At 58.5% G+C, this 24123-nt stretch carries 22 protein-coding genes; 12 read left to right on the forward strand and 10 right to left on the reverse strand.

The window, feature by feature from the left end; genetic code table 11:
• Window positions 1–68 precede the first annotated feature (68 nt).
• The 3 genes from R0J87_RS00210 to hexR form a co-directional block, all read right to left on the reverse strand.
• The gene (locus R0J87_RS00210) at window positions 69–1157 is read right to left on the reverse strand and encodes a TRAP transporter substrate-binding protein (RefSeq protein WP_498883567.1); all 1089 of its coding nucleotides are present in this window, start codon (window positions 1155–1157) and stop codon (window positions 69–71) included.
• 145 nt (window positions 1158–1302) lie between these two features.
• Window positions 1303–3501, reverse strand: a complete 2199-nt coding sequence (gene uvrD / locus R0J87_RS00215; protein ID WP_498883569.1) for a DNA helicase II — start codon at window positions 3499–3501, stop codon at window positions 1303–1305.
• Window positions 3502–3592: 91 nt separating this feature from the next.
• Complete coding sequence (gene hexR, locus R0J87_RS00220) at window positions 3593–4447, reverse strand: transcriptional regulator HexR (protein WP_311064476.1); 855 nt, start codon at window positions 4445–4447, stop codon at window positions 3593–3595.
• 254 nt (window positions 4448–4701) lie between these two features.
• Between hexR and R0J87_RS00225 the strand changes: the two genes are divergently transcribed.
• Window positions 4702–4920, forward strand: a complete 219-nt coding sequence (locus R0J87_RS00225) for a PA3496 family putative envelope integrity protein (protein WP_062374507.1) — start codon at window positions 4702–4704, stop codon at window positions 4918–4920.
• A gap of 110 nt (window positions 4921–5030) precedes the next feature.
• Here the strand turns inward: R0J87_RS00225 and R0J87_RS00230 are convergent, their stop codons facing one another.
• Window positions 5031–6374, reverse strand: coding sequence for a sodium-dependent transporter (locus R0J87_RS00230; RefSeq protein WP_498883572.1), 1344 nt, complete (start codon window positions 6372–6374; stop codon window positions 5031–5033).
• Between the two features lie 155 nt (window positions 6375–6529).
• A complete protein-coding gene (locus R0J87_RS00235; protein ID WP_498883573.1) occupies window positions 6530–7399 on the reverse strand; it encodes a DUF72 domain-containing protein in 870 nt (289 codons plus the stop codon).
• A gap of 197 nt (window positions 7400–7596) precedes the next feature.
• Here R0J87_RS00235 and hglS point away from each other — a divergent pair, with 197 nt between their 5' ends.
• The 3 genes from hglS to mscL all read left to right on the forward strand — a co-directional run bounded on the left by hglS (window position 7597) and on the right by mscL (window position 10070).
• Complete coding sequence (gene hglS, locus R0J87_RS00240) at window positions 7597–8967, forward strand: 2-oxoadipate dioxygenase/decarboxylase HglS (RefSeq protein WP_498883574.1); 1371 nt, start codon at window positions 7597–7599, stop codon at window positions 8965–8967.
• Between the two features lie 53 nt (window positions 8968–9020).
• Window positions 9021–9467 carry a type II 3-dehydroquinate dehydratase gene (gene aroQ / locus R0J87_RS00245; protein WP_230834418.1) on the forward strand — a complete coding sequence of 149 codons (447 nt, stop codon included), beginning with the start codon at window positions 9021–9023 and terminating at the stop codon, window positions 9465–9467.
• A 111-nt stretch (window positions 9468–9578) separates the two neighbouring features.
• On the forward strand, window positions 9579–10070 hold the full coding sequence (gene mscL, locus R0J87_RS00250) for a large conductance mechanosensitive channel protein MscL (protein WP_054644912.1): 492 nt from the start codon (window positions 9579–9581) through the stop codon (window positions 10068–10070).
• A 57-nt stretch (window positions 10071–10127) separates the two neighbouring features.
• Here mscL and R0J87_RS00255 read toward each other — a convergent pair whose 3' ends face one another.
• From R0J87_RS00255 to hemC, 4 genes are read right to left on the reverse strand one after another with little or no spacing between them, the layout of a single operon-like run.
• Window positions 10128–11390, reverse strand: coding sequence for a heme biosynthesis HemY N-terminal domain-containing protein (locus R0J87_RS00255; RefSeq protein WP_159343553.1), 1263 nt, complete (start codon window positions 11388–11390; stop codon window positions 10128–10130).
• Window positions 11387–12778, reverse strand: a complete 1392-nt coding sequence (locus R0J87_RS00260) for a uroporphyrinogen-III C-methyltransferase (RefSeq protein ID WP_498883576.1) — start codon at window positions 12776–12778, stop codon at window positions 11387–11389. Before R0J87_RS00260 ends, R0J87_RS00255 begins: the two co-directional genes overlap by 4 nt.
• A 43-nt stretch (window positions 12779–12821) precedes the next feature.
• Window positions 12822–13571 carry a uroporphyrinogen-III synthase gene (locus tag R0J87_RS00265; protein WP_404344289.1) on the reverse strand — a complete coding sequence of 250 codons (750 nt, stop codon included), beginning with the start codon at window positions 13569–13571 and terminating at the stop codon, window positions 12822–12824.
• Window positions 13568–14512 carry a hydroxymethylbilane synthase gene (gene hemC / locus R0J87_RS00270; protein WP_404344288.1) on the reverse strand — a complete coding sequence of 315 codons (945 nt, stop codon included), beginning with the start codon at window positions 14510–14512 and terminating at the stop codon, window positions 13568–13570. Before hemC ends, R0J87_RS00265 begins: the two co-directional genes overlap by 4 nt.
• A 137-nt stretch (window positions 14513–14649) precedes the next feature.
• Here hemC and R0J87_RS00275 point away from each other — a divergent pair, with 137 nt between their 5' ends.
• The 8 genes from R0J87_RS00275 (at window position 14650) to R0J87_RS00310 (ending at window position 23207) form a co-directional block, all read left to right on the forward strand.
• On the forward strand, window positions 14650–17100 hold the full coding sequence (locus tag R0J87_RS00275) for a sensor domain-containing protein (RefSeq protein WP_498883578.1): 2451 nt from the start codon (window positions 14650–14652) through the stop codon (window positions 17098–17100).
• Window positions 17101–17194: 94 nt separating this feature from the next.
• Window positions 17195–18598: an argininosuccinate lyase gene (gene argH / locus R0J87_RS00280; RefSeq protein ID WP_498883580.1), complete on the forward strand. Its 1404-nt coding sequence runs from the start codon at window positions 17195–17197 to the stop codon at window positions 18596–18598.
• Window positions 18595–18723, forward strand: coding sequence for an LPS translocon maturation chaperone LptM (gene lptM / locus R0J87_RS00285; RefSeq protein WP_188639640.1), 129 nt, complete (start codon window positions 18595–18597; stop codon window positions 18721–18723). The genes argH and lptM overlap by 4 nt, the downstream gene beginning before the upstream one ends.
• Window positions 18723–19994: a diaminopimelate decarboxylase gene (gene lysA / locus R0J87_RS00290; protein ID WP_498883581.1), complete on the forward strand. Its 1272-nt coding sequence runs from the start codon at window positions 18723–18725 to the stop codon at window positions 19992–19994. The genes lptM and lysA overlap by 1 nt, the downstream gene beginning before the upstream one ends.
• Complete coding sequence (gene dapF, locus R0J87_RS00295) at window positions 19994–20827, forward strand: diaminopimelate epimerase (protein WP_404344285.1); 834 nt, start codon at window positions 19994–19996, stop codon at window positions 20825–20827. The genes lysA and dapF overlap by 1 nt, the downstream gene beginning before the upstream one ends.
• Window positions 20828–20843: 16 nt before the next feature.
• The gene (locus R0J87_RS00300) at window positions 20844–21569 is read left to right on the forward strand and encodes a DUF484 family protein (protein WP_404344284.1); all 726 of its coding nucleotides are present in this window, start codon (window positions 20844–20846) and stop codon (window positions 21567–21569) included.
• The gene (locus R0J87_RS00305) at window positions 21562–22467 is read left to right on the forward strand and encodes a tyrosine recombinase XerC (RefSeq protein ID WP_498883583.1); all 906 of its coding nucleotides are present in this window, start codon (window positions 21562–21564) and stop codon (window positions 22465–22467) included. The genes R0J87_RS00300 and R0J87_RS00305 overlap by 8 nt, the downstream gene beginning before the upstream one ends.
• 2 nt (window positions 22468–22469) lie before the next feature.
• Window positions 22470–23207 (forward strand): HAD family hydrolase, encoded by a 738-nt coding sequence (locus tag R0J87_RS00310; protein ID WP_404464493.1) that lies wholly within the window; start codon window positions 22470–22472, stop codon window positions 23205–23207.
• A 9-nt stretch (window positions 23208–23216) separates the two neighbouring features.
• On the opposite strand, the gene yihA is transcribed toward R0J87_RS00310, so the two are convergent.
• Window positions 23217–23864 carry a ribosome biogenesis GTP-binding protein YihA/YsxC gene (gene yihA, locus R0J87_RS00315; RefSeq protein ID WP_498883585.1) on the reverse strand — a complete coding sequence of 216 codons (648 nt, stop codon included), beginning with the start codon at window positions 23862–23864 and terminating at the stop codon, window positions 23217–23219.
• Window positions 23865–24123 lie beyond the last annotated feature (259 nt).

Here is a 24123-nt window from a genome sequence, read left to right on the forward strand (position 1 = left end):
TATAACCGTTACATCAGCAAAAAGGGTGCCGAAGCACCCTTTTTTGTTAGCCGAGACGAGGAGAGTCATTATGCGCCTACGTTGTCGCGGCTCTTCAGGTAAGCGTATTCGCCGGCATCGCTAAACGGACGCAGTACTTTCTGGAACGCGGAGTAGGATTCGTAAACGCGGCGAGACTCTTCGTCGCTCTCTACCTGGCGCTGAATGGCTTCTTTAGACGACTCGTACAGCGCGGCCATCACGTCTTCGGGGAAGGTGCGCAGCTGCACGCCGTGCTCTTCCACCAGCGTTTCCAGGGCCTGGGCGTTGCGGTAGGCAAACTCGCTGATCATCGCTAGGTTAGAGGCGCGTGCCGCTTCGCGGATCACGTCCTGCAGGTCTTCCGGCAGCGCGTTCCAAGCATCCAGGTTGATGGTGCCTTCAAGGACGGCAGAGGGCTCGTTCCACACGGAGGTGTAGTAGTAATCCGCCACTTGGTGCAGGCCAAAGGCCAGGTCGTTATACGGGCCAACCCAGTCAGCGGCGTCTAGCGCACCGGTTTGCAGCGAGGTGAAGATTTCTGAGCCGGCCATGTTCACGGTGCTCACACCGATGCCGTTCATGGCTTCACCAGCGAGACCCGGCAAGCGCAGCTTCAAGCCCTGCATATCGTCGAGGGAGTTGATCTCTTTTTTGAACCAGCCCGCCATCTGTGTGCCGGTGTTACCCACGGCAAATGGCTTCAGGTTGTGGTTAGCGTAGATCTCGTCCCACAGCTCTTGACCACCGCCGTGGTACAGCCAGGCGTTCATTTCAGTGGTGTTCATACCAAACGGCACGGCGGTGAAGAACTGAGAAGCCGCGACTTTACCGCGCCAGTAGTAAGACGCGGAGTGGCCCATCTCAGCAGTGCCAGCGGCGACTGCATCAAAGACTTCCAGTGCCGGTACCAGCTCGCCTGCGCCGTGAACACGAATGCGCATGCGGCCGTTAGAGAGCTGTTCCACTCGGCGGGCAAAGTCATTAGCACCGGTACCAAGGGCGGGGAAATTCTTCGGCCAGGAGGTGACCATATCCCAGGTGTAGGTTTCGTTAGCGCTGGCGGTAGAAACAAAGGGTGCAGCAGCGACACCGGCGGCACCCAGGCCGGCGGTTTTCAAAAATTGGCGGCGTTGCATGGCGGGCATGACTCCGAAATTATAGGCTGTTTTTTTATAAGCGCAGTGAGCGCAGTGTCCGCCCGCCAGTATGCGCTAAGCAGCTTTTATAGGGCAAGTGTCTGTCTTCCCTTGCCCTTTTTAGGCTTTAAAACGGCGATAGGTTTTAAAGCGGCGTAAGCTTGGCAAACCCGAGCACGAGCCACTTCACGCCGTTACCGTCGAAGCTTACCTGCACGCGAGCGCGGGCACCTTCGCCCTCGGCGTTGAGAATAATTCCTTCACCAAATACCGGGTGCTCGACCCGCTGGCCGACATGCAGCGCAGGCAGCTCGCCGTCGCTCTCGATACTGGTTTGGGCAAAGCTTTGCCGCGATGCGGTCACCGGGCGGGAGATATGGCCCCTTAGGCGCACTTCTTCCAGCAGGTGGGGCGGCAGTTCGCGCAGAAAGCGCGACGGGCGTGGAAACACCTCTTTGCCATGCAGGCGGCGGGTTTCCGCGTGGGTCAGGTAGAGCTTCTGCATGGCGCGGGTAACGCCCACGTAGCAAAGCCTGCGCTCCTCTTCAAGGCGCCCAGGCTCCTCCACCGACATCTTATGCGGGAACAGCCCCTCCTCCACACCGGCGATGAACACCACGGGGAACTCTAGCCCTTTCGCCGAGTGCAGCGTCATCAGCTGCACGCTGTCTTCGAACTCTTCGGCTTCGTGGTCGCCTGCGTTGAGGGCGGCTTCTGATAAAAATGCTTCCAGTGCCGCCATGCCTTCGCCCGCTTCCGGGGTTTCAAAGGCGTCGCCATGGGTGAAGGCGCGGGCGGCGGTGACCAGCTCTTCCAAGTTTTCGACCCGCGCCTGGCCTTTCTCGCCACGCTCGCTTTTGTGGTGCTCGATTAACCCGGTTTGCGCGGTGACATGGTCGATGATCTCATGCAGCGGTAACCCGGCGGCGTCGTTATCGAGCTGCTCGATCAGGTTGGCGAAGGCTTGCACGGCGTTGCCCGCCCGGCCTCTTAAGGTACCGTCCTGAATCGCGTCGTGGAGCGCCTGCCAAAGCGAGACGCCCTGCTCCCGTGCGCGGTGGCGAACAATTTCCACCGTACGGGTGCCAATGCCTCGGGTGGGCACGTTGATGACGCGTTCAAGGGAGGCGTCGTCGTCCCGGTTGAGCAGCAGGCGAAGGTAGGCCAGGGCGTTTTTGATCTCCAGCCGCTCATAAAAGCGATGGCCGCCGTAGATGCGGTAGGGCATCCCCTGGCGAATCAGCGTCTCTTCCAGCAGCCGCGACTGGGCGTTAGAGCGGTAAAGGATGGCCACATCACGGCGGTTAAAGCCCTCGTCGACCTTCTCTTTAATGGTGTCGACGATGTAGCGGGCTTCTTCCAGGTCGTTAAACCCGGCGTATACCGAGATCGGGTCGCCCTCGATGCCATCGGTCCAGAGGTTTTTACCTAGCCGCTCGCTGTTATGGCTAATCAGCGTGTTAGCGGCTTCCAAGATCGCGCTGGTAGAGCGGTAGTTCTGTTCCAGGCGTACCGTATGGGTATCGGTAAACTCCTCTTCAAAGCGGCGAATATTCTCCACTTTGGCGCCGCGCCAGCCGTAAATCGACTGGTCGTCATCGCCGACCGCCGTCATCGGCGTTTGCTGGCCGGTGAGCAGTTTCAGCCACGCGTACTGGAGGGTGTTGGTGTCTTGGAACTCGTCTACCAGCACATGCCCAAAGCGCTCGCGGTAGTGGTTCAGCAGCGGGGGGTTATCGCGCAAAAGCTCCAGGCTGCGCAGCAGTAACTCGCCAAAATCCACCAGCCCGCCGCGTTCACAGGTGAGCTGGTAGCGCTCGTATAGCTCGACCATTTGTGCCAAATAGCCATCACCGTTGACGTTAACCTGATGGGGACGCAGCCCTTCCTCTTTGCAGCCAGACACAAACCCCTGCACTTGGCGGGGCGGGAAGCGCTCATCGTCAATTGAGTAATCTTTGAGCAGCCGTTTGATTAGCCGGAGCTGGTCGTCGGAATCAATGATTTGGAAGTGTTGCGGCAGGCGAGCGTCTTGCCAGTGGGTGCGCAGCAGCCGGTGAGCAATGGAGTGGAAGGTGCCGACCCACACATGGCGCATGGAAATGCCCAGCAGCGCTTCAAGGCGCGTGCGCATTTCCCGCGCCGCTTTGTTGGTAAACGTCACCGCCAGCAGCGCGTAAGGAGACAGCCCCTCGGCCTGCATCAGCCAGGCAATGCGGTGAACCAGCACGCGGGTTTTACCGGAGCCAGCCCCCGCCAGTACCAGTAGGTTGCCCTGGGGGGCGCTAACGGCCTCCCGCTGGGCGGGGTTGAGCTGATCAAGTATCGCCGTGACGTCGTCCATATAAGCCGCTGCCGGTTCGAAAAATGGGAGGTCAGTTTAGCACAGCCCGCCCACTGGCTGGGTATACAGCGTACGTCGCGTTAGCCCGCGCTTATTGATCGTCTGGGTAACGCAGCGTGGTCAGGCTCTTTTTCACCGCTTTGAGCTGCTCGGCGAGTTTGGGGCCGCGGGTTTTCGCGACACCAACGGCCAGCACGTCGATCAGCACCAAGTGCGCGATGCGCGAGCTGAGCGGCGTGTAAATCTCGGTATCTTCATGTACATCGATAAACAGCGGCAGGCTCACTTCATGGGCCAGCGGCGACTCGCTGGGGCACAGGCCAATCACCGTCGCCCCCGCCTCGCGGGCCAAGCGCACGCTGGCCACCAGCGCCTTGGTACGCCCGGTTTGTGAAATCGCCACCACCACATCGCCCTCTTGCAGCGTCACCGCCGACATGTTCTGCATGTGCGGGTCGGCGTAGGCGGAGGTCGAGATCTGCAGGCGGAAGAACTTGTGCTGGGCATCGAAGGCCACCGCACCAGAGGCACCAAAGCCGTAAAACTCCACCCGGTTAGCCATGGCCAGCGCATTCACGGCCCGTCCCAGCGCATCGTTATCGAGCCGGTCGCGCACCGACAGCAGCGTGCCGACGGTGGAGTCAAAAATGCTGTGAGAGAACTCGGCCACCGAGTCGCTATCGTTCATCGAGAACTGAGCAAACTGGCTGCCGCTGGCCAGCATCTGGGCGAGCTGAAGCTTGAAGTCCTGGAAACCGTTGCAGCCAAGGGCACGGCAGAAGCGCACCACGGTGGGCTCGCTCACCTTCGCCTCGGTGGCAAGGTCCACGATCCGCATGTGGATGACTTCATCGGGGTTACGCAGCACGAACCGCGCTACCTTTTGTTCGGAGCGACGGAAATGCTCCATGCGGCGTCTCATTTCATCGAACAGGGCGCGGCTCACGTTCAGCTCCTTAAATTCTCGATCGTGCTTATGCAGCCTAGGTGGCCACAGTATGCCTGAGTGACGCGAAGAGGGCAGCGGGAATCACCCATAATGGCTGCCGTTTAAAGGGCGTTAACCCCTTTCTTCAAGAATCGTCATCATTTTGTCAAGTAGGTTATAGTAAGAAGTGACGTGCCGCACTGCATCATTTAAAAATCAGTCGTCACGGATGCAGGTGGACGTAGGCAACTTCACCTGGAGGAGCGTCGATCATGAGAAACGTCGAACGAATGACCTCGGTAAAAAGCGAATTGCTCGACATATTCATGAGTATGGAGGTCGATGAGCATGCCCAACGTCGGCGCAGCGCCGCCCAGCGTAGCCTAAGGGCACGCAGAGGGATTGAGCTGCATCGGGAGTTTCAGAAACTATCGCGGGATATCGCTCCCTTGCCGGACGATGACGAACCGCAAGAGAGCGAATTGCACTAAGTTAACGTGTCTGCTGCGTTGCCCATTGCCTAGCGTAAACGTTAACAAACAACATTTACGCTTAATTCCCTGGCTAATCTCAGATAGCCAGGGAAAGGACACCTTGTCTCTTAAAACAAGCCTGCTACGAAGACTACGATTACGCCAATGGGAGCAACATATTTCGCTAGAAGGTTCCAAAGGGTGTAGTCGTAAATATCCATATTCAGCTCTTTTCTCGACTCTTCCTTATCGAGGCAGAAGGCAAAGAAAACAATCGCTCCCAGGCCGGTCAGCGGCAGGAGAATCTTGCTGGTGAAGGTGTCGAGCAGGTCGAAGATATTCAAGCCAAAGAACAGCACCTCCGACCACACGTTGAACGAGAGCAGGGCAGCAACGCCTAACGCCCATACCGCAATACCGCTCGTAAACGTCGCTACCAAGCGCGACATTGACGTGCGCTCTTCCAGGGTTTCCACCACCGGCTCCAGCAGTGAGATAGCAGAGGTCAGCGCTGCAAACGTGAGCAGCAGGAAGAACATCAGGCCGAGAATGGTGCCGCCCGTCATGTTGCCGAACGCTAGCGGTAGCGTCACAAAGATCAGGCCAGGACCTTCACCTGCGCTCAAGCCGTTGGCAAATACGATTGGGAAGATCGCCAAGCCAGCCAGCAGAGCAATAGCGGTATCCAGAATGATAACGGTACGCGCGGTGCTGATTAGGTTGACGTCTTCGCCCAGGTACGAGCCGTAGGCCATCATGATGCCCATGCCCAGCGAGAGCGTGAAGAACGCTTGGCCCATGGCTGCCAGTACTACGCCACCATCCAGCGCTGCCCAGTCGGGGCTGAACATGAAGCTCAGCGCTTCACCGAAGTGGCCGCTGGTCATGCCGTAACCGACCAGGATCAGCATCAGTACCACGAGCGCAGGCATCATGGTGCGTGCCGCACTCTCCAGGCCCTTGGTGACACCGCGCGCCACAATGCCAATGACCAACACCATAAAGGCGGTGTGCCATAGTAGCAGCGTCATCGGGCTACCCAGCATGCCACCAAAGAGGGCGCTAATGCTGTCAGCGTCTTGGCCGTTAAACGTGCCAATCACCGAGCCAAGGGTGTAGTTCAGCGACCAGCCGCCGATGACGCTGTAGAACGACAAAATCAAGAAAGCCGCTAAAACGCCGCTTACCCCAATCGCCGCCCATGCCTTTGTTTGGCCGTGGCTTGCTGCCAAATCAGACATAGTGTTGATGGGGTTCTTCTGGCCGCGACGGCCAATCATCCACTCTGCTACCAAGATGGGCAGGCCCACCAGCGCGACGCACGCGAGATATACCAGTACGAAGGCCGCACCGCCACTGTCGCCCACCATGTAAGAGAAGCGCCAGATGTTGCCCAGGCCAACGGCGGAACCCGCTGCCGCTAGCACAAAGCCCATGCGTGATGACCACTGTGCATGTGCAAGTTTTGCCATAAATCACCTATGTGAAGTTCGATTGTAATGAGTCGTTTTCGGCGCACTGCACCGATTTTCGGAAATAGAGAGATTGCCAGCGTGCTTTTCCGAAAGAACGCGCAATTTATCCGATCATAGGGGGGCTTGCCAGTCAGCTCGCCTAAAAAGAGAGCTTAAAATAGCTGGCTCTGCTTTTCGTCTGCAAAGGGTTCAAGATCCGGCAGCGCGATGCGCTGTTGAAGGGTGTGATACAGGTGGCGAGCCATGTCTGGAGACTCTCGGTTATCTGCTGTATGCACAAATAAGAAAGGGGTTTTCCCCTGACTTATCCACAGGGCAAGACGATCTATCCACGGGCTGAAATAGCGAGTATTGATCGTTTTGTCAATATGGCCGATGAAGCGAATAATCGGTTGCTCTGCCGTGGAGAGCACGTGTAGCGGGAGTTTCGGTTTTTCTTGCTGGGCGTGCGCCAAGCCTGCGTGGCCGTTGGCAGGGGCTGAGAACACCGGCCGCACATCCAGCATGACGCGGTTGGCCCCATAAGTTATCAACAATCGGTTGAGGGCTTTCTCTTCCTCACCCTTGTGGAAAAAAACAGGGTGGCGCACTTCCACTGCGCAGGTCAGGTGCGTTGGCCATTGTGCGAGCAGAGCTTCCAGCTTAGGCAGCTCTGCAGGGCCAAAATCACGCGGCAGTTGCACCATGGTCGGGCCAAGCCGGTCATGAAGCGGTGCTAAGGCACTCAGAAATGCCCAGGCATCTTCAAGCTGGCTTAGGCGCTGTTCGTGGGTAACGCGGCTGGGCAGTTTAAAACAAAAGCGAAAATGCGCAGGTGCCTGACGTACCCAGGCAGCGATGGTATCGGGCTTAGGCGCACCGCTGTAAAACGTCGTATTGCCCTCAACGCTGGAAAATACTGCGGCGTAATCGCTGAGCAGGTCGGTTTTGGCTTGGCGCGGGTAGAGGCTGCCCTGCCAATCCTGGTTGGCCCACATGGGCAAGCCAAGATAGAGCGGTAGTGGCGAGCGTGAAGCAGTCATCTAAGCGGTGGCCTTTGTCGAAACGTAGAATTGTCGAAACAGAAAAGGTTTAGTGTAACCGTAACACCATGGGCTGTGGCGGGGGCTCAAGGCGTGTTAATGAAGATAACGGCCAAATTTATGAAATTTTTCCTGCTATCTCAGCGCTACTATGGTGAGGGTCATAACATCAATAAGCTTACCGACAGGAACGCCCCATGGATGCTGCTTATGTAAGCGCCGACGATATTCGCGATCAGTTTTCCAAAGCGATGTCGGCGATGTATCAACAGGAAGTACCGCAATATGGCACGCTGCTTTCGCTGGTAGAGAGCGTGAATCATGACGTGCTGGCAGAGGATGCCGCCTTAGCCCATACGCTCGAAGCGTCAGACGAGCTGGCGCGCCTTAGCGTTGAGCGCCATGGAGCGATCCGCGTTGGTTTGCCTGAAGAGCTGTCACTGCTACGGCGTATGTTTGCGGTGATGGGCATGTACCCCGTGGGGTATTACGACCTGGCCGCCGCGGGTGTGCCGGTTCACTCCACGGCGTTTCGCCCGGTGGATGATGACGCCTTAAGACGTAACCCCTTCCGCGTATTTACTTCCTTGCTACGTCTTGAGCTTATCGAGAACCCACTGCTGCGTGAGCAGGCCCGGGAAATTCTCTCTCGCCGTGAGATCGTCACGCCCGAGGCCCAGGCGCTAATCGCCCGCTGTGAGAAGCAAGGTGGCTTGAATGCTGACGACGCCGAAGCGTTTGTGCAGGCCGCGCTCAATACGTTCCGCTGGCACCACGATGCCACCGTGGACCGCGCCACCTATAACCGTTTACACCAGGAGCATCGGCTTATTGCCGACGTGGTGAGCTTTCGTGGCCCGCATATCAACCATTTAACCCCGCGCACCTTGGATATTGATGCAGTACAGCAGCAGATGCCGAACGTTGGCATCGACCCCAAGGCGGTGATCGAAGGCCCGCCCCGTCGCCGCTGCCCGATTCTACTGCGCCAAACCAGCTTCAAAGCGCTGGAAGAGACCATCACTTTTGCCGACAGCATGGCGGGGCATCACACCGCCCGCTTCGGTGAAATCGAGCAGCGCGGCGTTGCTCTCACCCAGAAAGGGCGTGCGCTATACGACCGCCTGTTGGCCGAGTCGCAGCAATTGCCTTCCGCCAAAGATAACAGCGCTCATCAGACGCAGCTGGCCGAGGTGTTCCAGGCATTTCCAGACGACCACGCCACGCTGCGTCGTGAAGGGCTCGCGTTCTTCCACTACCAAGCGGTGCCAGATACCAACGTATCGCTTCCCGCGCAGATCAACGCGGATACCCTTGAAGCGCTCATCGAGCAGGGCGTACTGACCTGCCAGCCCATGATTTATGAGGACTTCCTGCCGGTTAGCGCGGCGGGCATCTTCCAGTCTAACCTGGGCGGCGAGCAGCGCGACGAATACGCCAGCCAAGCTAACCAAGCCCAGTTCGAGCGTGACCTGGGGGCCTCCGTGATTGATGAGATCGCGCTGTATGCAAGCTGCCAGCAGGTATCACTGGATAAGGCGCTGGCAGCACTTGGGGGAAGGTGTTAGAACGTGGCGACTAACGTCAAATATGGTTAATCACATTACTGCGGGAGAGCGCTATGCAGCAGGGCAAAGTATTGGTGTTACATGGGCCTAATCTCAACTTATTAGGCACGCGTCAGCCAGAGATTTATGGCTATGACACGCTGGACGATGTGAATAACCTGCTGCGTGAAAAAGCGGTGATGGCAGGCTGGGAGATCACCTGCCTGCAAAGTAACCATGAAGGCGCACTCATCGATGCCATCCACGCAGCGAGGGTGGATGGCACGCAGGCCATCATTATCAACCCGGCGGCCTATACCCATACCTCGGTGGCGATTCTCGATGCGTTGAACGCCTTTGATGGCAAGGTCATCGAAGTCCATCTCTCTAACGTGCATAAGCGCGAGTCGTTTCGCCACCACTCCTATGTCTCGCTACGGGCCGATGGCGTGATTGCTGGCCTAGGCGTGCAGGGATATAAAGCGGCGCTAGAGGCGGTGATGGCTGCCTCCCACCAATAGTATAACTCCCTTGTATCGTTAGCCCTTGCCGCACTTTTAACCGTGGCCCATTCTTCTCTCAGGGCAACTTAGCCCTTGGGGTTTCATTGGCTTGGTGAGGATGGGTGGGGTATGGCTAAATTTTTTCGGGAATTCCGCGAGTTTGCTGTTAAGGGCAACGTCATTGATATGGCGGTGGGTATTATCATTGGCGGGGCGTTTACGCTGATCGTGCAAAGCCTCGTCAAAGACGTGATGAACCCGCTGATTGGCCTGTTGGTGGGTGGGATCGATTTTTCGAATCTGTTTGTTGTGTTGCGGGAAGGCGTGGCGGGGGCACCCTATGCCACCTTGGCGGAAGCTCAAGCGGCGGGGGCGGTGACGCTGAACGTGGGGCTGTTTATCAACGCGGTGGTGAGCTTCTCCATCGTCGCGTTTGTGGTGTTTTTGCTGGTGCGTACCATCAACCGTTTAAAGCGCGAAGAGGCGGTGGCACCGGCAGACCCAACCGAAAAGCCCTGCCCTTACTGTTTTATGGTGGTGCCGATCAAGGCCGTTCGCTGTGGTCACTGTACGTCTGAGCTGCAGGCGGCGGCCCCAGAGAAGCCTGCCGAGAGCGTGTAGCGAAGCGTCATTAAAAAAGGGTGCCCGTGGGCACCCTTTTTGCGTTGCAGAAGGCGGTTACGCCGTCTTTTTCGCTGCTTTCTTATCGCTCTGCGTGCTGTCACTGGCATCGCTGGGTTGTGGCAGCGATGGCAGAGATTTGGCTAGCATATCAACACTGTGGCGATAGTAGAGCTGGCTCTTATTGTGCTCGCCTAAACTTGCGTAGAGGCGGGCAAGCTCGGCACACACTTCGCCATTGGGGCGCTGGCGCTGGCTGGCTTCAAAGTACTCCAGCGCTTTTTCCCACTGGCCCACACGCAGCGACAGGCGGCCACAGGCGAGCAGCAGCTCGGGGTCGTTGGGGCGCTCTTGCAGCCACTTTTCGGCCTTGGCCAGCTGGCGAGCGGCATCGACATTGAGCAGGCCGTAGCGCTTGACTAAGCGGGCGTCCCAGTGGTTATCCAGCGAGTGGTTCAGCAGACGCTCGGCAATCGGCTCTTCGTTGGCGTGTAGCAGTGCCTCGGTATAGAGCACGATCAGCTCGGTATTGCCGCGCAGGTAGTCGGGCATATCCGCCCACAGCCCGCGAACCCGTTCGATATTGGTAGGGTTCTTCGCTTCGAAGATGATCAGCTCGCGATACGCTTTGAACTCCAGCTGTTCGCGCTCTTGCTGGGTAATCAGTTTCTGCGCGGCCAGGCGTGGAATCAGGCGGCGCAGGCCTTCCCAATCGTTGACGCTCAGGTGTACCTGCTTCAGAAGCTTTAGTACCTGAGGGTGATTGGTGAGCTGCTTATCCAGGCGATTGAGAATTGCTAGGGCCTCTTCCGGCTGCTGACGGTCTATCATCAGCTGCGCCTGCATTAAGCCAATGGCGGTATCCGCACCGTCGGTGGTCAGCTGGGCCTGGTTCAGGTGCTCTTGAGACTTCTCGTGGTGGCCCTGGTAGTGAGCTGCCAACGCGGCCGATAGGTAGTTCACCAGCGGCGTGCTGGAGTCGTCAGCAGCGCGCACCAAGGTTTTCTCCGCTTTCTTCCAGCGGCCTTCGGTGAGCGCCACCAAGCCACGCACGGTGCGTTTCATGGCGCGACGGTTACGGGCACGGCTATTCCATGTGCGGAAGCGACCCACTGGGCGAATAATGCCAGTGAGTAGGCGCAGCGCGAAGTGCAGCACAATAAAGGCACCCAGCAACAGCACCAGACCAAACCAGAAGGAGGTTTGAACCGACGTGTCACCGACCCGAATCAGCCAGTAGCCGGGCACCGACATCATCAGGTGCCCGAAGAGTGCGCCAACCGCAAGGCCCGCAACAATTAGCAGGATGAGTTTTCTCATGCATCACCTCCATCCTGACGGCGCGACTCAAAGCGGTTTTCGATGAAGCTGGCCAGCGCTTGTTGAGAGGCGCTGATATCGGGTAGCTCGGGCTGTACCTGAACCTGTTTCAGCTCTTGCAGGCGGGCAATCACGCTCTGAGTCTCTTCACGCTCGGTGTCGTAGTAGCCGTTCAGCAGTTCCAGGGCTTTGTCGATGCTCGCTTCGTACAGCTCCGGCTCCTCTTTGAGCAGCGCTAGCTGAGACTGCTCAAGAATCAGGCGCAGGCTCTGGCGCAGGTAAGACTCTTGCTCAGGGGTGATCAGCGCTTCCAGTGCTTCATCGTGCTGACGAATCACTACGAGATCTTTGAGCTCTTCACCAAAACGCGCTAACTGGCGCTGGAAAGTGCCGGTAGGCGGCTGTTCGATACCTGAGGTTACGGCGCGCTCTTCAATCTCTTGAGACAGGCGCAGGCTTGCCACGCGCTCTTGCTGGGCATTCAGGGCCAGGTAGATACCGGTACGGTCTACTTGGGGCACGGCGTCTAGCGCAGCGAGCTCGTTGGCAATCTCGCGACGCACGGGCGTCAGGGACGGGTTATCGGCATCGGCTAGGCGGGCATCGGCGGTACGCAGCAGCGCAGCGGCGCCTTCCACGTCGCCTTCTAACTGTAGGCGCTGGTTCGCGAGACGCAGTAGATAGGCCGCTTCCGCATGTAGCCAGTCGCGCTCGTCGGTGTCCTGCTCTTGGGAAAGCTGCGCCAGGACGTCATCCAGCGTGCCGTTCACTTCGCTGCGGTAGCTATCCAGCTCGCTACGCAGTTCGCTCATGGTGCTGTCGAGCGCCTGGCCACGCTCGGCTTCGCTCTCATCGATACGTGTTGCAAGGTCGCTAACGGCCTGCTGAGAAGCGCTGTTTTGGGCTTGCTGCGCCAGCTCATCTAAACGCTGCTGCTGACTATCCAGGCGCTGCCATCCTTGCCAAGCGACCAGCCCCAGGGTGAGTGCCAGGATAATCACCAGGGCAATGGCTAAGCCGCTACCTTTGCTGCTGCCACCGCCGGTAGAAGTGGGCGGCGTCGGTTTGCCGGGGCTGCCCGTAGCGGATGTGTTGCCACTTTTAGCAGATGTGGACGCTGCAGGCGTAGCTGTGGCAGTCGGTTTGGTATCTGCTGCCGTCGCTTTTGCATCGTTAGGGGCGCTGGATGCGCTCGTGTTGGTATTTGTCGGGCCGCCTTTGTTGCGGCGACGCGAACGGCTGTTTTTGGCCGCATAAGACGAGGAAGTGCTGCCAGCAGTTGACTCGCTGTTAGCCGATGATGCCGTGGTATCGTTCGGTTGCACGCTGTCTTTTGCATCGGCAGACGTGTTGTTAACGCCTTCCTGCTCGTTTGGTTGTTTGCTCATCTGTCGCTAGCCCTTATTAAGTTCCTTGATCGACATCGGCACCCTATGGGTTGCAGGACCGATCCAACGCGGCCACCAGCGCAGCCGGCGTTGCTCCCGACGCCACCTTGAGGTCACAAAAACCCAGTTTACCGGCCAGTGTAGCTAAACGGTGACTGGAAACGATTAGCGGTTGGTTCAACGCTGCTGGACCACACCATTTTGCCAGATATTCAAGCAGTTCGCCGCTGGTGACGATGAATGCGCGGTAGTCGCCCGTGTTAAGGCGCTCTTGCATCGCCATAGAGGGTGGCTGGTAAATCCGCCGATACACCGCCAGCCGGGTAACTTCCGCACCGCGTTCCGCTAAGGTATCGGCGATCAGCGGGCGGCCGCCTTCTCCTGCCACCAGCAGCACCCGCTGATGCGCTAGGTGCTGAAGCGATGCCAGCGACAGCAGCGCTTCACTGGTGTTTTCTCCCTGCTGGGGGGGAATGCGCACCCGCACGCCAAGCTGTTCAAACAGTATGCTGGCAGTGCCCCGTCCAACGCTATAGTAATCAATACCGATGGGTAGCTGCGGCCAGTAGCGGTCAATCGCTTCACTTAAACAGTAAGCGGCAAAGGGGCTGACCACCACTATCTTATGGTACTGATCAATATCCAACCAGATTTGGCGCTGGGCGGCCTCTTCAGGTAGCGCTTCCAGGCGCATCACATCAAGCGATTCCACCCAGCCATGGCGTTCGCGTAACGCATCTGCCAGTGCTTGCCCTCGCTCGCCTGGGCGGCAAACCAGTACCGGTTGGTTCATACGTTGCGGCCGTACACCTCGGCCAAGATATCGCCAGCGCCTTGATCTAAAAGCTCTTCGGCAATGCGAATGCCGAGCGCTTCGGGCTCATGGATAGAGCCACGACCTTCTGCACGCAGTACTTCGGTGCCTTCAGGGTTGCCGACGAGACCGCGTAACCACAGCGTTTCGTTGGCTTTATCCAGGATGGCATGCCCGGCAATGGGCACTTGGCAGCCGCCCTCTAGGCGGGTATTCATAGCGCGCTCAGCGCGAACGCGGGTGGCGGTATCTTGATCGTCTAGCGGCGCCAGCAGCGTCATTAGCTCGGGATCGTGTAGGCGGCACTCGATACCGAGCGCGCCCTGGCCACAGGCAGGCAAGCAAATTTCAGGCGGCAGCGCCTGGGCAATACGGGCGTCGAGGCCTAAGCGCTGCAGGCCGGACGTCGCCAGAATAATAGCGTCAAATTCACCGTCATCCAGCTTGCCAAGGCGGGTTTGCACATTGCCGCGCAGATTCAGAATCTGCAGGTCGGGGCGCGCCTCACGCATTTGCAAACCGCGGCGTAGGCTAGCGGTACCAATGCGTGCGCCTTCGGGCAGTTCATCAATGCTACTATAGTGATTAGAGACGAATGCATCGGTGGGGTCTGCGCCTTCCAGAATGACAGAAAGCCCCAACCCTTCCGGGAAGTGCATCGGCACGTCTTTCATGGAGTGCACGGCGATATCGGCACGTCCATCCAGCATGGCGTCCTCAAGTTCCTTGACGAACAGCCCTTTGCCACCAATTTTGGAGAGGGGCGTATCAAGAATTTTGTCACCTTTGGTAGACAGAGGGACAAGCTCAACTTCCAGACCGCTATGTGCCGCCATCAAGCGGTCGCGGACGTACTCGGCCTGCCACATGGCCAACTGACTTTTACGCGTGGCGATGCGCAATTTAGTGATGGATGACACCTGATTCTCCCTTTGCCGCTGACACGGCGCGTCGAACTGTGATAATTCTCATCATAAAGCACCCAGCCACACAGTAAAAATAACCGGCCGAATTTAAGGCCAGCGCTGAACGCGTTTAACGCCTGTTAGGAAATGCCATGCCCCCTGTTGAACCGCAAGGCAAGCTAGACCAATTCTTTCTGCTTTCGCAGGATTTGTTCTGCTGCATCGACTTTGCGGGCACGCTGCTCAGCGTCAATCCCACCTTTACATCGCTGTTGGGCTACCAGGCTGAAGCACTGCTGGGAAAGCCCTGTGGCATCGTGGTCGAGCCACGCGATCACCCTGTGATCGAGGCGGCGCTGACCAGTTTGTGCCGGGGTGAGAAAGTCAGCACCTTTGATGTGTGCGCGCGAACGGCAGAGGGGCGGCGGGTCTGGTTAGAGGTGGCGGCCTCGATGGGCGACCAGGTGATTTATGTGATTGCGCGGGACATCACCCGGCGCAAGGCCGTAGAAAAGCAGCTAAGGCGCAATCAGCGGCTGTTTCGTATTGCCGGTGAAACCGCGCACATTGGCGGCTGGTATATGGAGTTGGCGGTTGGCATACCAACTTGGTCAGAGGAGGTGTGTCGACTTCATGGCATGCAGGTGGGCCATCAGCCCACGCTGGATGAAGCCATCGCTTTTTATACGCCAAGCTCTCGACCGCGTATTCAAGCCGTGTTTACCCACTGCTGTGAGCAGGGGATAAGTTTTGACGAAGAGCTTGAGATTATTACTCAGCAGGGGCAACGGCGCTGGGTGCGGGTCATTGGCCGTGCCGTGCGCGATGAGCTAGGGCACATTATTCAAGTACAGGGCTCAACCCAAGACATTACCGAACGCAAAGACACTGAACGCCAACTGACTCTGCTGGAGCGCAGCGTAGAATCGAGCACTAACGGCGTCGTGATTGTCGATGCACAATGCCCAGACCTGCCGATGGTGTATGTGAATGCGGCCTTCGAGCGCATTACCGGCTACTCGCGAGAGGCCGCGCTGGGCCGCAACTGCCGTTTTCTTCAGGGAGGCGATACCGACGCGGCGACGCTAGCGCAGCTGCGTAAAGGGATCCAAGAGCAGCGCGATGTCCACGTGGTGATTCGTAACTATCGTCGTAGCGGCGCCTCTTTTTGGAACGATCTTTACGTCTCTCCCGTGCGCGATGAAGCCGGTGTAGTGACCCACTTTATCGGTGTGCAAAACGACATTACTGCCCAACGAGAGTATCAAGCCCAGCTAAGCCATAACGCCAACCACGATGCGTTGACGGGGCTACCAAACCGGCTGTTGCTAGATCAGCGCCTTGCTCAAGGCTGCCTGTTAGCAAGGCGCTACCAGCGTTACATAGCCGTACTGTTCATTGATTTGGATGATTTTAAACCGATCAACGACACTTTAGGGCATGAGGTAGGCGACTATATTTTGCTGGAAGTGGCGAAGCGGCTAGAAGAGGAGCTGCGGCCCTGGGACACCGTGGCGCGCTTTGGCGGCGATGAGTTTATTGTGCTGCTGCCGGATTTAGCTCATGAGAGTGACGTGCTGCAGGTGGTTGAGCGTCTGTTGGCTCGGGTTTCGTCACCCTACTGGTATCGAGATAGCGAACTTAGAATTACCGCCAGTATCGGCATCGCCACTGATAACGGCACGATTCAAGCGCCGCGCCAGCTGATTCAGCAGGCCGACCTCGCCATGTACAAAGCCAAACGGCGAGGGCGCAACACTTTTCAGTGGTACACCGATGAACTCAACCGAAAGGTGACTGAGCGGGTCAATCTGCGTCACGCCCTGCAGCAAGCCATTGAGCAAGAGCAATTTGAGCTGCACTACCAGCCACAAATTCACCATAGTGGGCGAGTCGCCGGGGTTGAGGCGCTCATCCGTTGGCACCATCCCGAACGCGGCAACATCCCGCCTGGGCAGTTTATTTCTCTGGCTGAGGATACCGGGCAGATTATTCCGATTAGCGAATGGGTGCTGGAAACCGCCTGCCGCGATGCAGTGGCGCTGAATGCCACGAGCTCGGTGCCCATGACCATGGCCATCAACGTATCGCCCATGCAGTTCCAGCGCCCTGGCTTTTTGGACTCCTTGAAACAGGTGCTGGCGCGAAGCGGCTTGCCCCCCGCACTGCTTGAGCTTGAGCTCACGGAAGGCGTGCTAATGGATAGCGCCGAACACACGATTCAGGCGCTACAAGCCATTCGGCAGCTGGGCGTGCATATTGCGCTTGATGACTTTGGCACTGGCTTTTCAAGCCTGAGCTACCTCAAACGCTTACCGATTAATAAGCTGAAAGTGGATCGCTCCTTTGTTAACGATGTGGCGGTGGATTCCCGCGACGCCGCGATTATCGAGGGCGTGGTGACCATGGCCGATAAACTGGGTTTAGAAGTGCTGATTGAGGGCGTTGAAACCGCTGAGCAGTTCCACTATCTGCGCACCCTTCAGTGCGACCACTTTCAGGGCTACTATTTTGCTCGCCCCATGGCGCTGAGCGCGCTGAAAGCGTATTTACAAGCGCCGCTAGACATGGTTACCGGCGTGGCGGTGCCCACCCCATTATAAGCGGTGTCCGAAAACGGCATGCCGTTCCACGCAGTGACTCTGGTACACTTTCCGGTAACGATTCCCTTAGTTTTGTCAGCAGGATAACTCTCCGATGAGCCAAGCTACGAACCAGTCTTGGGGCGGTCGCTTTAGCGAGCCCACCGATGCTTTTGTTGCACGCTTTACCGCGTCTGTGAATTTCGACCAGCGCCTGGCGCGTCAGGATATCCAGGGCTCGATTGCCCACGCCACCATGCTGGCGGGTGTGGGCGTGCTCACCGAAGAAGAGCGCGACGCCATTATCAACGGCCTGACCGAGATTCAGGGCGAGATTGAGCGCGGTGAGTTCCAGTGGTCGGTTCCGTTGGAAGACGTGCATATGAATATTGAAGCGCGCTTGACCGATAAAATCGGTATTACCGGTAAGAAGCTCCACACCGGCCGCTCGCGCAACGACCAAGTCGCTACCGATATTCGCCTATTTATGCGCGATGAAATCGACGTGATTGAAGTTGAGCTGACCCGCCTGCGTGAGGGCATGATTGAACTCGCCGACCGCGAAGCCGATACCATCATGCCCGGCTTCACGCACCTACAAACCGCTCAGCCGGTCACCTTCGGGCACCACCTGCTGGCGTGGCAAGAGATGCTAGCCCGCGACCACGAGCGTCTGCTGGATTGCCGCAAGCGCGTGAACGTGATGCCGCTGGGCGCTGCAGCGCTGGCTGGCACCACGTACCCCATCGACCGCCACGTGACCGCTGAGCTGCTCGGTTTCGACCGCCCGGCAGAAAACTCCCTGGACGCTGTCTCAGATCGTGATTTTGCGATCGAATTCACCAGCTTCGCCAGCATTCTGCTGATGCACCTATCGCGCATGAGCGAAGAGCTGGTGCTGTGGACCAGCGCCCAGTTTGATTTTATCGACCTGCCTGACCGCTTCTGCACCGGCTCCTCCATCATGCCGCAGAAGAAAAACCCGGACGTGCCTGAGCTGGTGCGCGGTAAAACCGGTCGTGTTTATGGTCACCTGATGTCGCTGCTGACGCTGATGAAGTCGCAGCCGCTGGCCTACAACAAGGATAACCAGGAAGACAAAGAGCCGCTGTTTGATGCCGTCGACACCGTGCGCGACTGCTTAAAAGCGTTTGCGGACATGGTGCCCGCCATCGAGCCGAAAAAAGAGAGCATGTACGAAGCGGCGCGGCGCGGCTTCTCCACCGCCACTGATTTGGCGGATTACCTGGTGCGTAAAGGTGTGGCCTTCCGTGATGCCCACGAAATCGTTGGTTTGTCAGTGGCTTATGGCCTGAAGACTAAAAAAGACCTCTCCGAAATGAGCTTGGAAGAGCTGAAACAGTTCTCCGACATCATTGAGCAGGACGTGTTTGAAGTGCTGACGCTGGAAGGCTCGGTCGCTGCCCGTAACCACATTGGCGGTACGGCCCCCGACCAAGTGCGCGCCGCTGCAAACCGTGCACGAGAAGCGCTGGCAGCGCTGAAAGGGGTGTCATGAAACGCTGTGCCATCACACTGAGCGCGCTGCTCATGGCTGCCTTGCTGCTGGCGGGTTGTGGCCAGAAAGGGCCGCTTTATTTGCCTGACGATACCAATGATTCGGCCGCTGAGCAGGAGGGGTAATGGATCACTTTAACTACCGCGACGGCGTGCTCTACGCCGAAGATGTACCGTTAACGCAGCTGGCAGTCGAGCTGGGCACGCCCTGCTATGTCTACTCAAAAGCGACCCTTGAGCGCCATTTTCGTGCCTACACCGAAGCGCTTGGCGGCCACCCGCACTTGATCTGCTACGCAGTGAAAGCCAACTCGAACCTTGCCGTGCTAGGCCTGCTGGCCCGATTGGGTGCCGGGTTTGATATTGTCTCCGTGGGTGAGCTTGAGCGGGTGCTAAAAGCGGGCGGCAACCCCGCCAAAGTGGTGTTTTCTGGCGTGGCTAAGCAGCCCCATGAAATGGCGCGGGCGCTGGAAGTCGGCATCAAGTGCTTTAACGTAGAGTCTCGGCCTGAGCTTGAGCGCCTTAACACGGTAGCGGGCGAGCTTGGCAAAGTGGCCTCCGTGTCGCTGCGGGTTAACCCCGATGTGGATGCAGGCACTCACCCCTATATCTCGACCGGCTTGAAAGACAACAAGTTTGGTATTCCAGTGGATGACGCGTTGGAGGTGTACCAACTGGCGGCCAGCCTGCCCAACCTGCGCGTGACGGGCCTGGATTGCCATATCGGCTCGCAGCTCACCGAAACCGCGCCGTTCCTAGATGCCCTGGAGCGCCTGCTGGTGCTGATGGAGCGCCTTCGCGAACACGGCATTGAGATTGATCACCTGGATTTAGGTGGCGGTTTAGGCGTGCCTTACCGCGATGAGAAGCCGCCCCAGCCGTTTGATTACGCGAGCCAGCTCTTGGCGCGCCTCTCCCGTTGGGAAGGCGGCGAAAGCTTAACGCTGCTGTTTGAGCCGGGCCGCTCCATTGCGGCCAACGCCGGGCTGATGCTCACCCGGGTAGAGTTTTTGAAACCCGGCGAGACCAAGAACTTTGCCATTGTCGATGCGGCCATGAATGATCTAATTCGTCCGGCGCTGTATCAGGCGTGGCAGGCAATTGTGCCGGTGGATACCCGCCAGCCTCGCGAGACATCTACCTACGACGTGGTCGGTCCTGTGTGTGAAACCGGCGACTTCCTGGGCAAAGAGCGTGAGCTTGCGATCGCCGAAGGCGATCTGTTGGCGGTGCGCTCCGCCGGAGCTTACGGTTTTGTGATGGCGTCGAACTACAATAGCCGCCCGCGCCCGCCAGAGGTAATGGTGGACGGCGACACGTACCACGTGGTGCGCGCTCGGGAAACGCTGGAAAGCCTGTGGGCCGGCGAGGCGCTGCTGCCGGAAGGGGCGCGCTAATGCTGCTGCACTTCACCAAAATGCACGGCCTGGGCAACGACTTCATGGTGGTGGACCTAGTCACCCAGCGTGCGCGCCTGGGGGATGAGCAGATTCGCCAGCTGGCGGATCGCCGCTTTGGTATTGGCTTTGATCAACTGCTGATTGTCGAACCGCCCCGCGACCCGGATATGGACTTTCGCTATCGCATCTACAACGCGGATGGCAGCGAAGTGGAGAACTGCGGCAACGGCGCGCGCTGCTTCGCCCGCTTTGTGCGCGACCAGCGTTTAACCCACAAGCATGAAATCCATGTGGAGACCGCCGGTGGCCCGTTAGTGCTCAACGTTCAGCACGACGGTATGGTGCGCGTAGACATGGGCAGGCCGCGGTTTAACCCGGCAACGCTGCCCTTTGAAGCACCGGGCGACCAGCCGCTGCACGAGGTAGACGTAGAGGGCGAAACGCTGCAGCTGGGCGTGGTTTCCATGGGTAACCCGCATGCGGTGCTGCAGGTTGAGGATGTTGATCGTGCGCCAGTGGAGCGTTTAGGGCCGCTGCTAGAGTCGCACCCACGCTTTCCCAAGCGGGTCAACGTGGGCTTTATGCAGGTGCTGTCGCCCAGCGAGATTCGCCTGCGGGTGTTTGAGCGCGGCAGTGGCGAGACGTTAGCCTGCGGCACGGGCGCCTGCGCGGCGGTGGCGAGCGGTATCCGCCAGGGGCTGTTAAAAAGTCCGGTGAAAGTCCATTTGCCCGGCGGCGAGTTAAGCATCGAGTGGCCTGACCCTGAGGCCTCTTTAGTGATGGTCGGGCCAGCGACCCGAGTGTTCGACGGGCGGGTATCACTCAACTAATTCGAGGAGAACGGCGATGTCTCAAGCCCCTGAGCCACGCAAAACGCTCGACCCTGATCAAGTGGCGTTTTGGCTGGCTCGTCACCCGGATTTTTTTACGGGCCGTGAAGGGCTGTTACAGCAGCTGAAAGTGCCGCACCCCCACATTGATGGCGCGGTGTCATTGCTAGAGAGGCTGGTAATGGACCTGCGCCAGCGAGCCGAAACGGCAGAGGGGCGGCTTGAGCATTTATTGGAAACCGCACGCCACAATGAAGCCCAGTACCGTCGCCTACGGGAAACGCTGCTCAGCTTAGTGGAAGCGGAAGACCGTGACGCGCTAGCACAGGCGTTAGCCACCCAGTTGAGCGAGCGCTTTCAAACCCCGGCGATGTCACTGTGGTGTCCGGCATCACTTAGCGACGCTGAGCCCACGCCGCCTCAACCGCCGCGCCATGTGCTTGACCAGCACGCCAGCGCCCGCTTAGCCGCGCTGTTAGACGGTCGCTCCAGCCGCTGTGCCAAGCTTAGTGTCAGCGACTGGAAATGCCTGCTGCCACATATCAAACCGCCTCGTAAGGCGGGTTCCTGCGCGATCTCACGGCTCTCTGCAGGCGAGCAGTTGGGCTATTTGCTGCTCGCCAGCCCCGACCCCGAGTGCTACCGCGCCAGCATGGATACGCTGTTTACCGAGTACCTCAGTGACATCGTGGCGCGGCTGCTGCTTCGCCTAGGGCCGCACGGCGTGGAGCCGCATGGATAAGCCCTCGTTAGAGGCCGCTGTTGCAGCGTATTTGGCGCAGCTAGCCACCCGGGCAAGCCCTGCCACGGTGGCGGCCTATCGTCAGGATTTAAGCGCATTTTGCCAGTTTGCCCAGAGCAGAGAAGTGACGGAGACTCGTGAGCTGGACACCCCGCTTGCTCGGGCCTTTTTAGGTGCTGAGCGCAGCCGAGGGTTAGCACCACGCAGTTTGGCGCGCCGCCGCGCGGCGTTATCACGCTTTGCTGACCACTTAGTGCAGCATCACTGGCTAACAGACAACCCGGTCAGCTTGCTGCGGACGCCCAAGCAGCCCAGCCATCTACCCAGGCCGCTGGACGTTGATTTGCTAGCGCACTTTTTAGACACCCCCCACGATGGCTCGCCGCTGGCGCTGCGTGACCAAGCCATGTTGGAGCTTTTCTATTCCAGCGGCCTGCGCCTAGCCGAGCTGGCGGCGCTGGATATGAGTCACTTAACGGCCAATCATGTGCGGGTGATGGGTAAAGGCAGTAAGCCACGCCAAGTGCCTGTGGGGGGCCGCGCTCAGCAGGCGCTGGCCGCGTGGCTTGCTTGCCGTGATGTACTGGCACCAAGCGGCGAAGCGGCGCTGTTTGTGGGGCAGCGCGGTAAGCGTTTGGGACATCGCGGTATTCAAAAGCGCTTGGCCCAGCTTTCGGTGGTACGCGGTTTGCCTGAACACCTGCATCCGCATCGGCTGCGCCACTCTTTTGCCAGCCATTTACTGGAGTCTAGCCAAGACCTGCGCGCGGTGCAGGAACTGCTTGGTCACGCGAATTTATCGACTACCCAGGTGTATACGCGGCTGGACTGGCAGCACCTGGCGGAAAGCTACGATGCCGCCCATCCCCGCGCTAAACGTCGCCCCAGCGAGAGTTAGTTATGGTTACCCTAGACGCCATTACCTTTGATTTAGACGACACCTTATGGGACAACCAGGGGGTGATGCTGAAAACCGAAGAGGGCCACTACCGTTGGCTGCTTGAGGCGCTGGCCGCCTGGCGGGCAACCCGTCAAGAAGCGCCGCTGGCGTTAAGCTATGAGACGGGCGTGGCAGATTATCTTCAGCGTCGCCAGCAGTGGGCAAGCCAAGTGCCTGAGCGGCGAGGCGACTTTACCTGGCTGCGGCTGCGTGCGCTGGAGGCCCAGTTAGAAGCCTGCGGTTTACCGCGCAGTGCTGCGCTGCTATGGGCGGCAGCGGCGATGAACGAGTTTCATCGCCTGCGAGTGCAGGTGACGCCGCATCCTGAAGCGGCAGGGTTGCTTGCAGCGCTTGCCGAGCGGTATCGGCTAGCCGCGATTACCAACGGCAATATTCACCTTAAGCGCCAGCCGCTAGCGGCTCACTTTCCCGTCGCGATTGCTGCTGGGGAACTGCTGGCACCCAAGCCTGACCCCAAGCCGTTTCTCACCGCGCTAGAGCGCTTGAACACCGTGCCGCAGCGCGCCATGCATGTGGGCGACTCCTGGCTGGAAGATGTGCTTCCCGCCCAGCAGTTGGGCATGCACGCCGCCTGGGTAGCCGAGCGTGGCGACCAAACGCTGCCTGCGCGGGTTCACCGCATTGCTCATGTGAAGGAGCTGCCTACTCTGATTGAGTGGCTCGAAAAGCGCGCCTAGACGAACGCCTTACTGATTCGCTTCTTCGGGCGTATGCAGCCATTGGTCAAGCTTTTGGGAAAGCGTGTCCACGCCGTCGCGCTTCAGTGACGAAAAGAGCTGAACCGACACCAGGTCTTCCCACTCTTTTAGGCGAGAGCGCACCTGTTGCAGCGCGGCACTGGCTGGACCTCTTTTCAGCTTATCGGCTTTTGTAAGCAGGATATGCACCGGCATCCCGCGCTGGTCGGCGTAATCGAGCATCATTTGGTCGAATTCGGTCAGCGGGTGGCGTACGTCCATTAGCAGTACAAGACCGCGCAGGCTAAAGCGGCCGCGCAGGTAGTCGGAAAGGTGCTTTTGCCACTCAATTTTGACCGCTTCCGGCACTTTGGCATAGCCGTAACCGGGCAGGTCCACGAGACGGCGCGACTCATCGTTCATGAGGGTGAAAAAGTTAATCAGCTGAGTACGCCCTGGCGTGCGTGAGGTACGGGCCAGTGCATTTTGCTGGGTTAGCGCGTTAATGGCGCTAGATTTACCAGCATTCGAGCGCCCAGCAAACGCCACTTCTGCGCCGGTATCATCAGGGCACAGCGCAAGCGTCGGCGCGCTGATCATAAAACGCGCTGTGGGGTAGTTCAGCCGAGGAACTGGGCTATGATGGGGGGTAGACATGGATTTAATCCTGAAAAACAAACCTATAAGACGGCCCGCAGGCTCACCTGAACGTGAAAGCAAGCAGTACCGTGACGAATTACCCCAAAAGCAGACCTGGACTTGCATTCCCGCCGCTAGGGTGATTCGTTATAATGCAAGCGGTTTATAACTGCGACCTGGGGCGCTAGTGTACCATCGCGTTCTAGCCAGCAGCGACCAACACGACATGTTGTTCGTTTTGGCGGAGCTGACCCTGGTAATGTGCTGAACCTGGGCA

Origin of the sequence: Halomonas sp. SIMBA_159, from assembly GCF_046536035.1 — a bacterium.
Taxonomy (GTDB): domain Bacteria; phylum Pseudomonadota; class Gammaproteobacteria; order Pseudomonadales; family Halomonadaceae; genus Vreelandella; species Vreelandella venusta_A.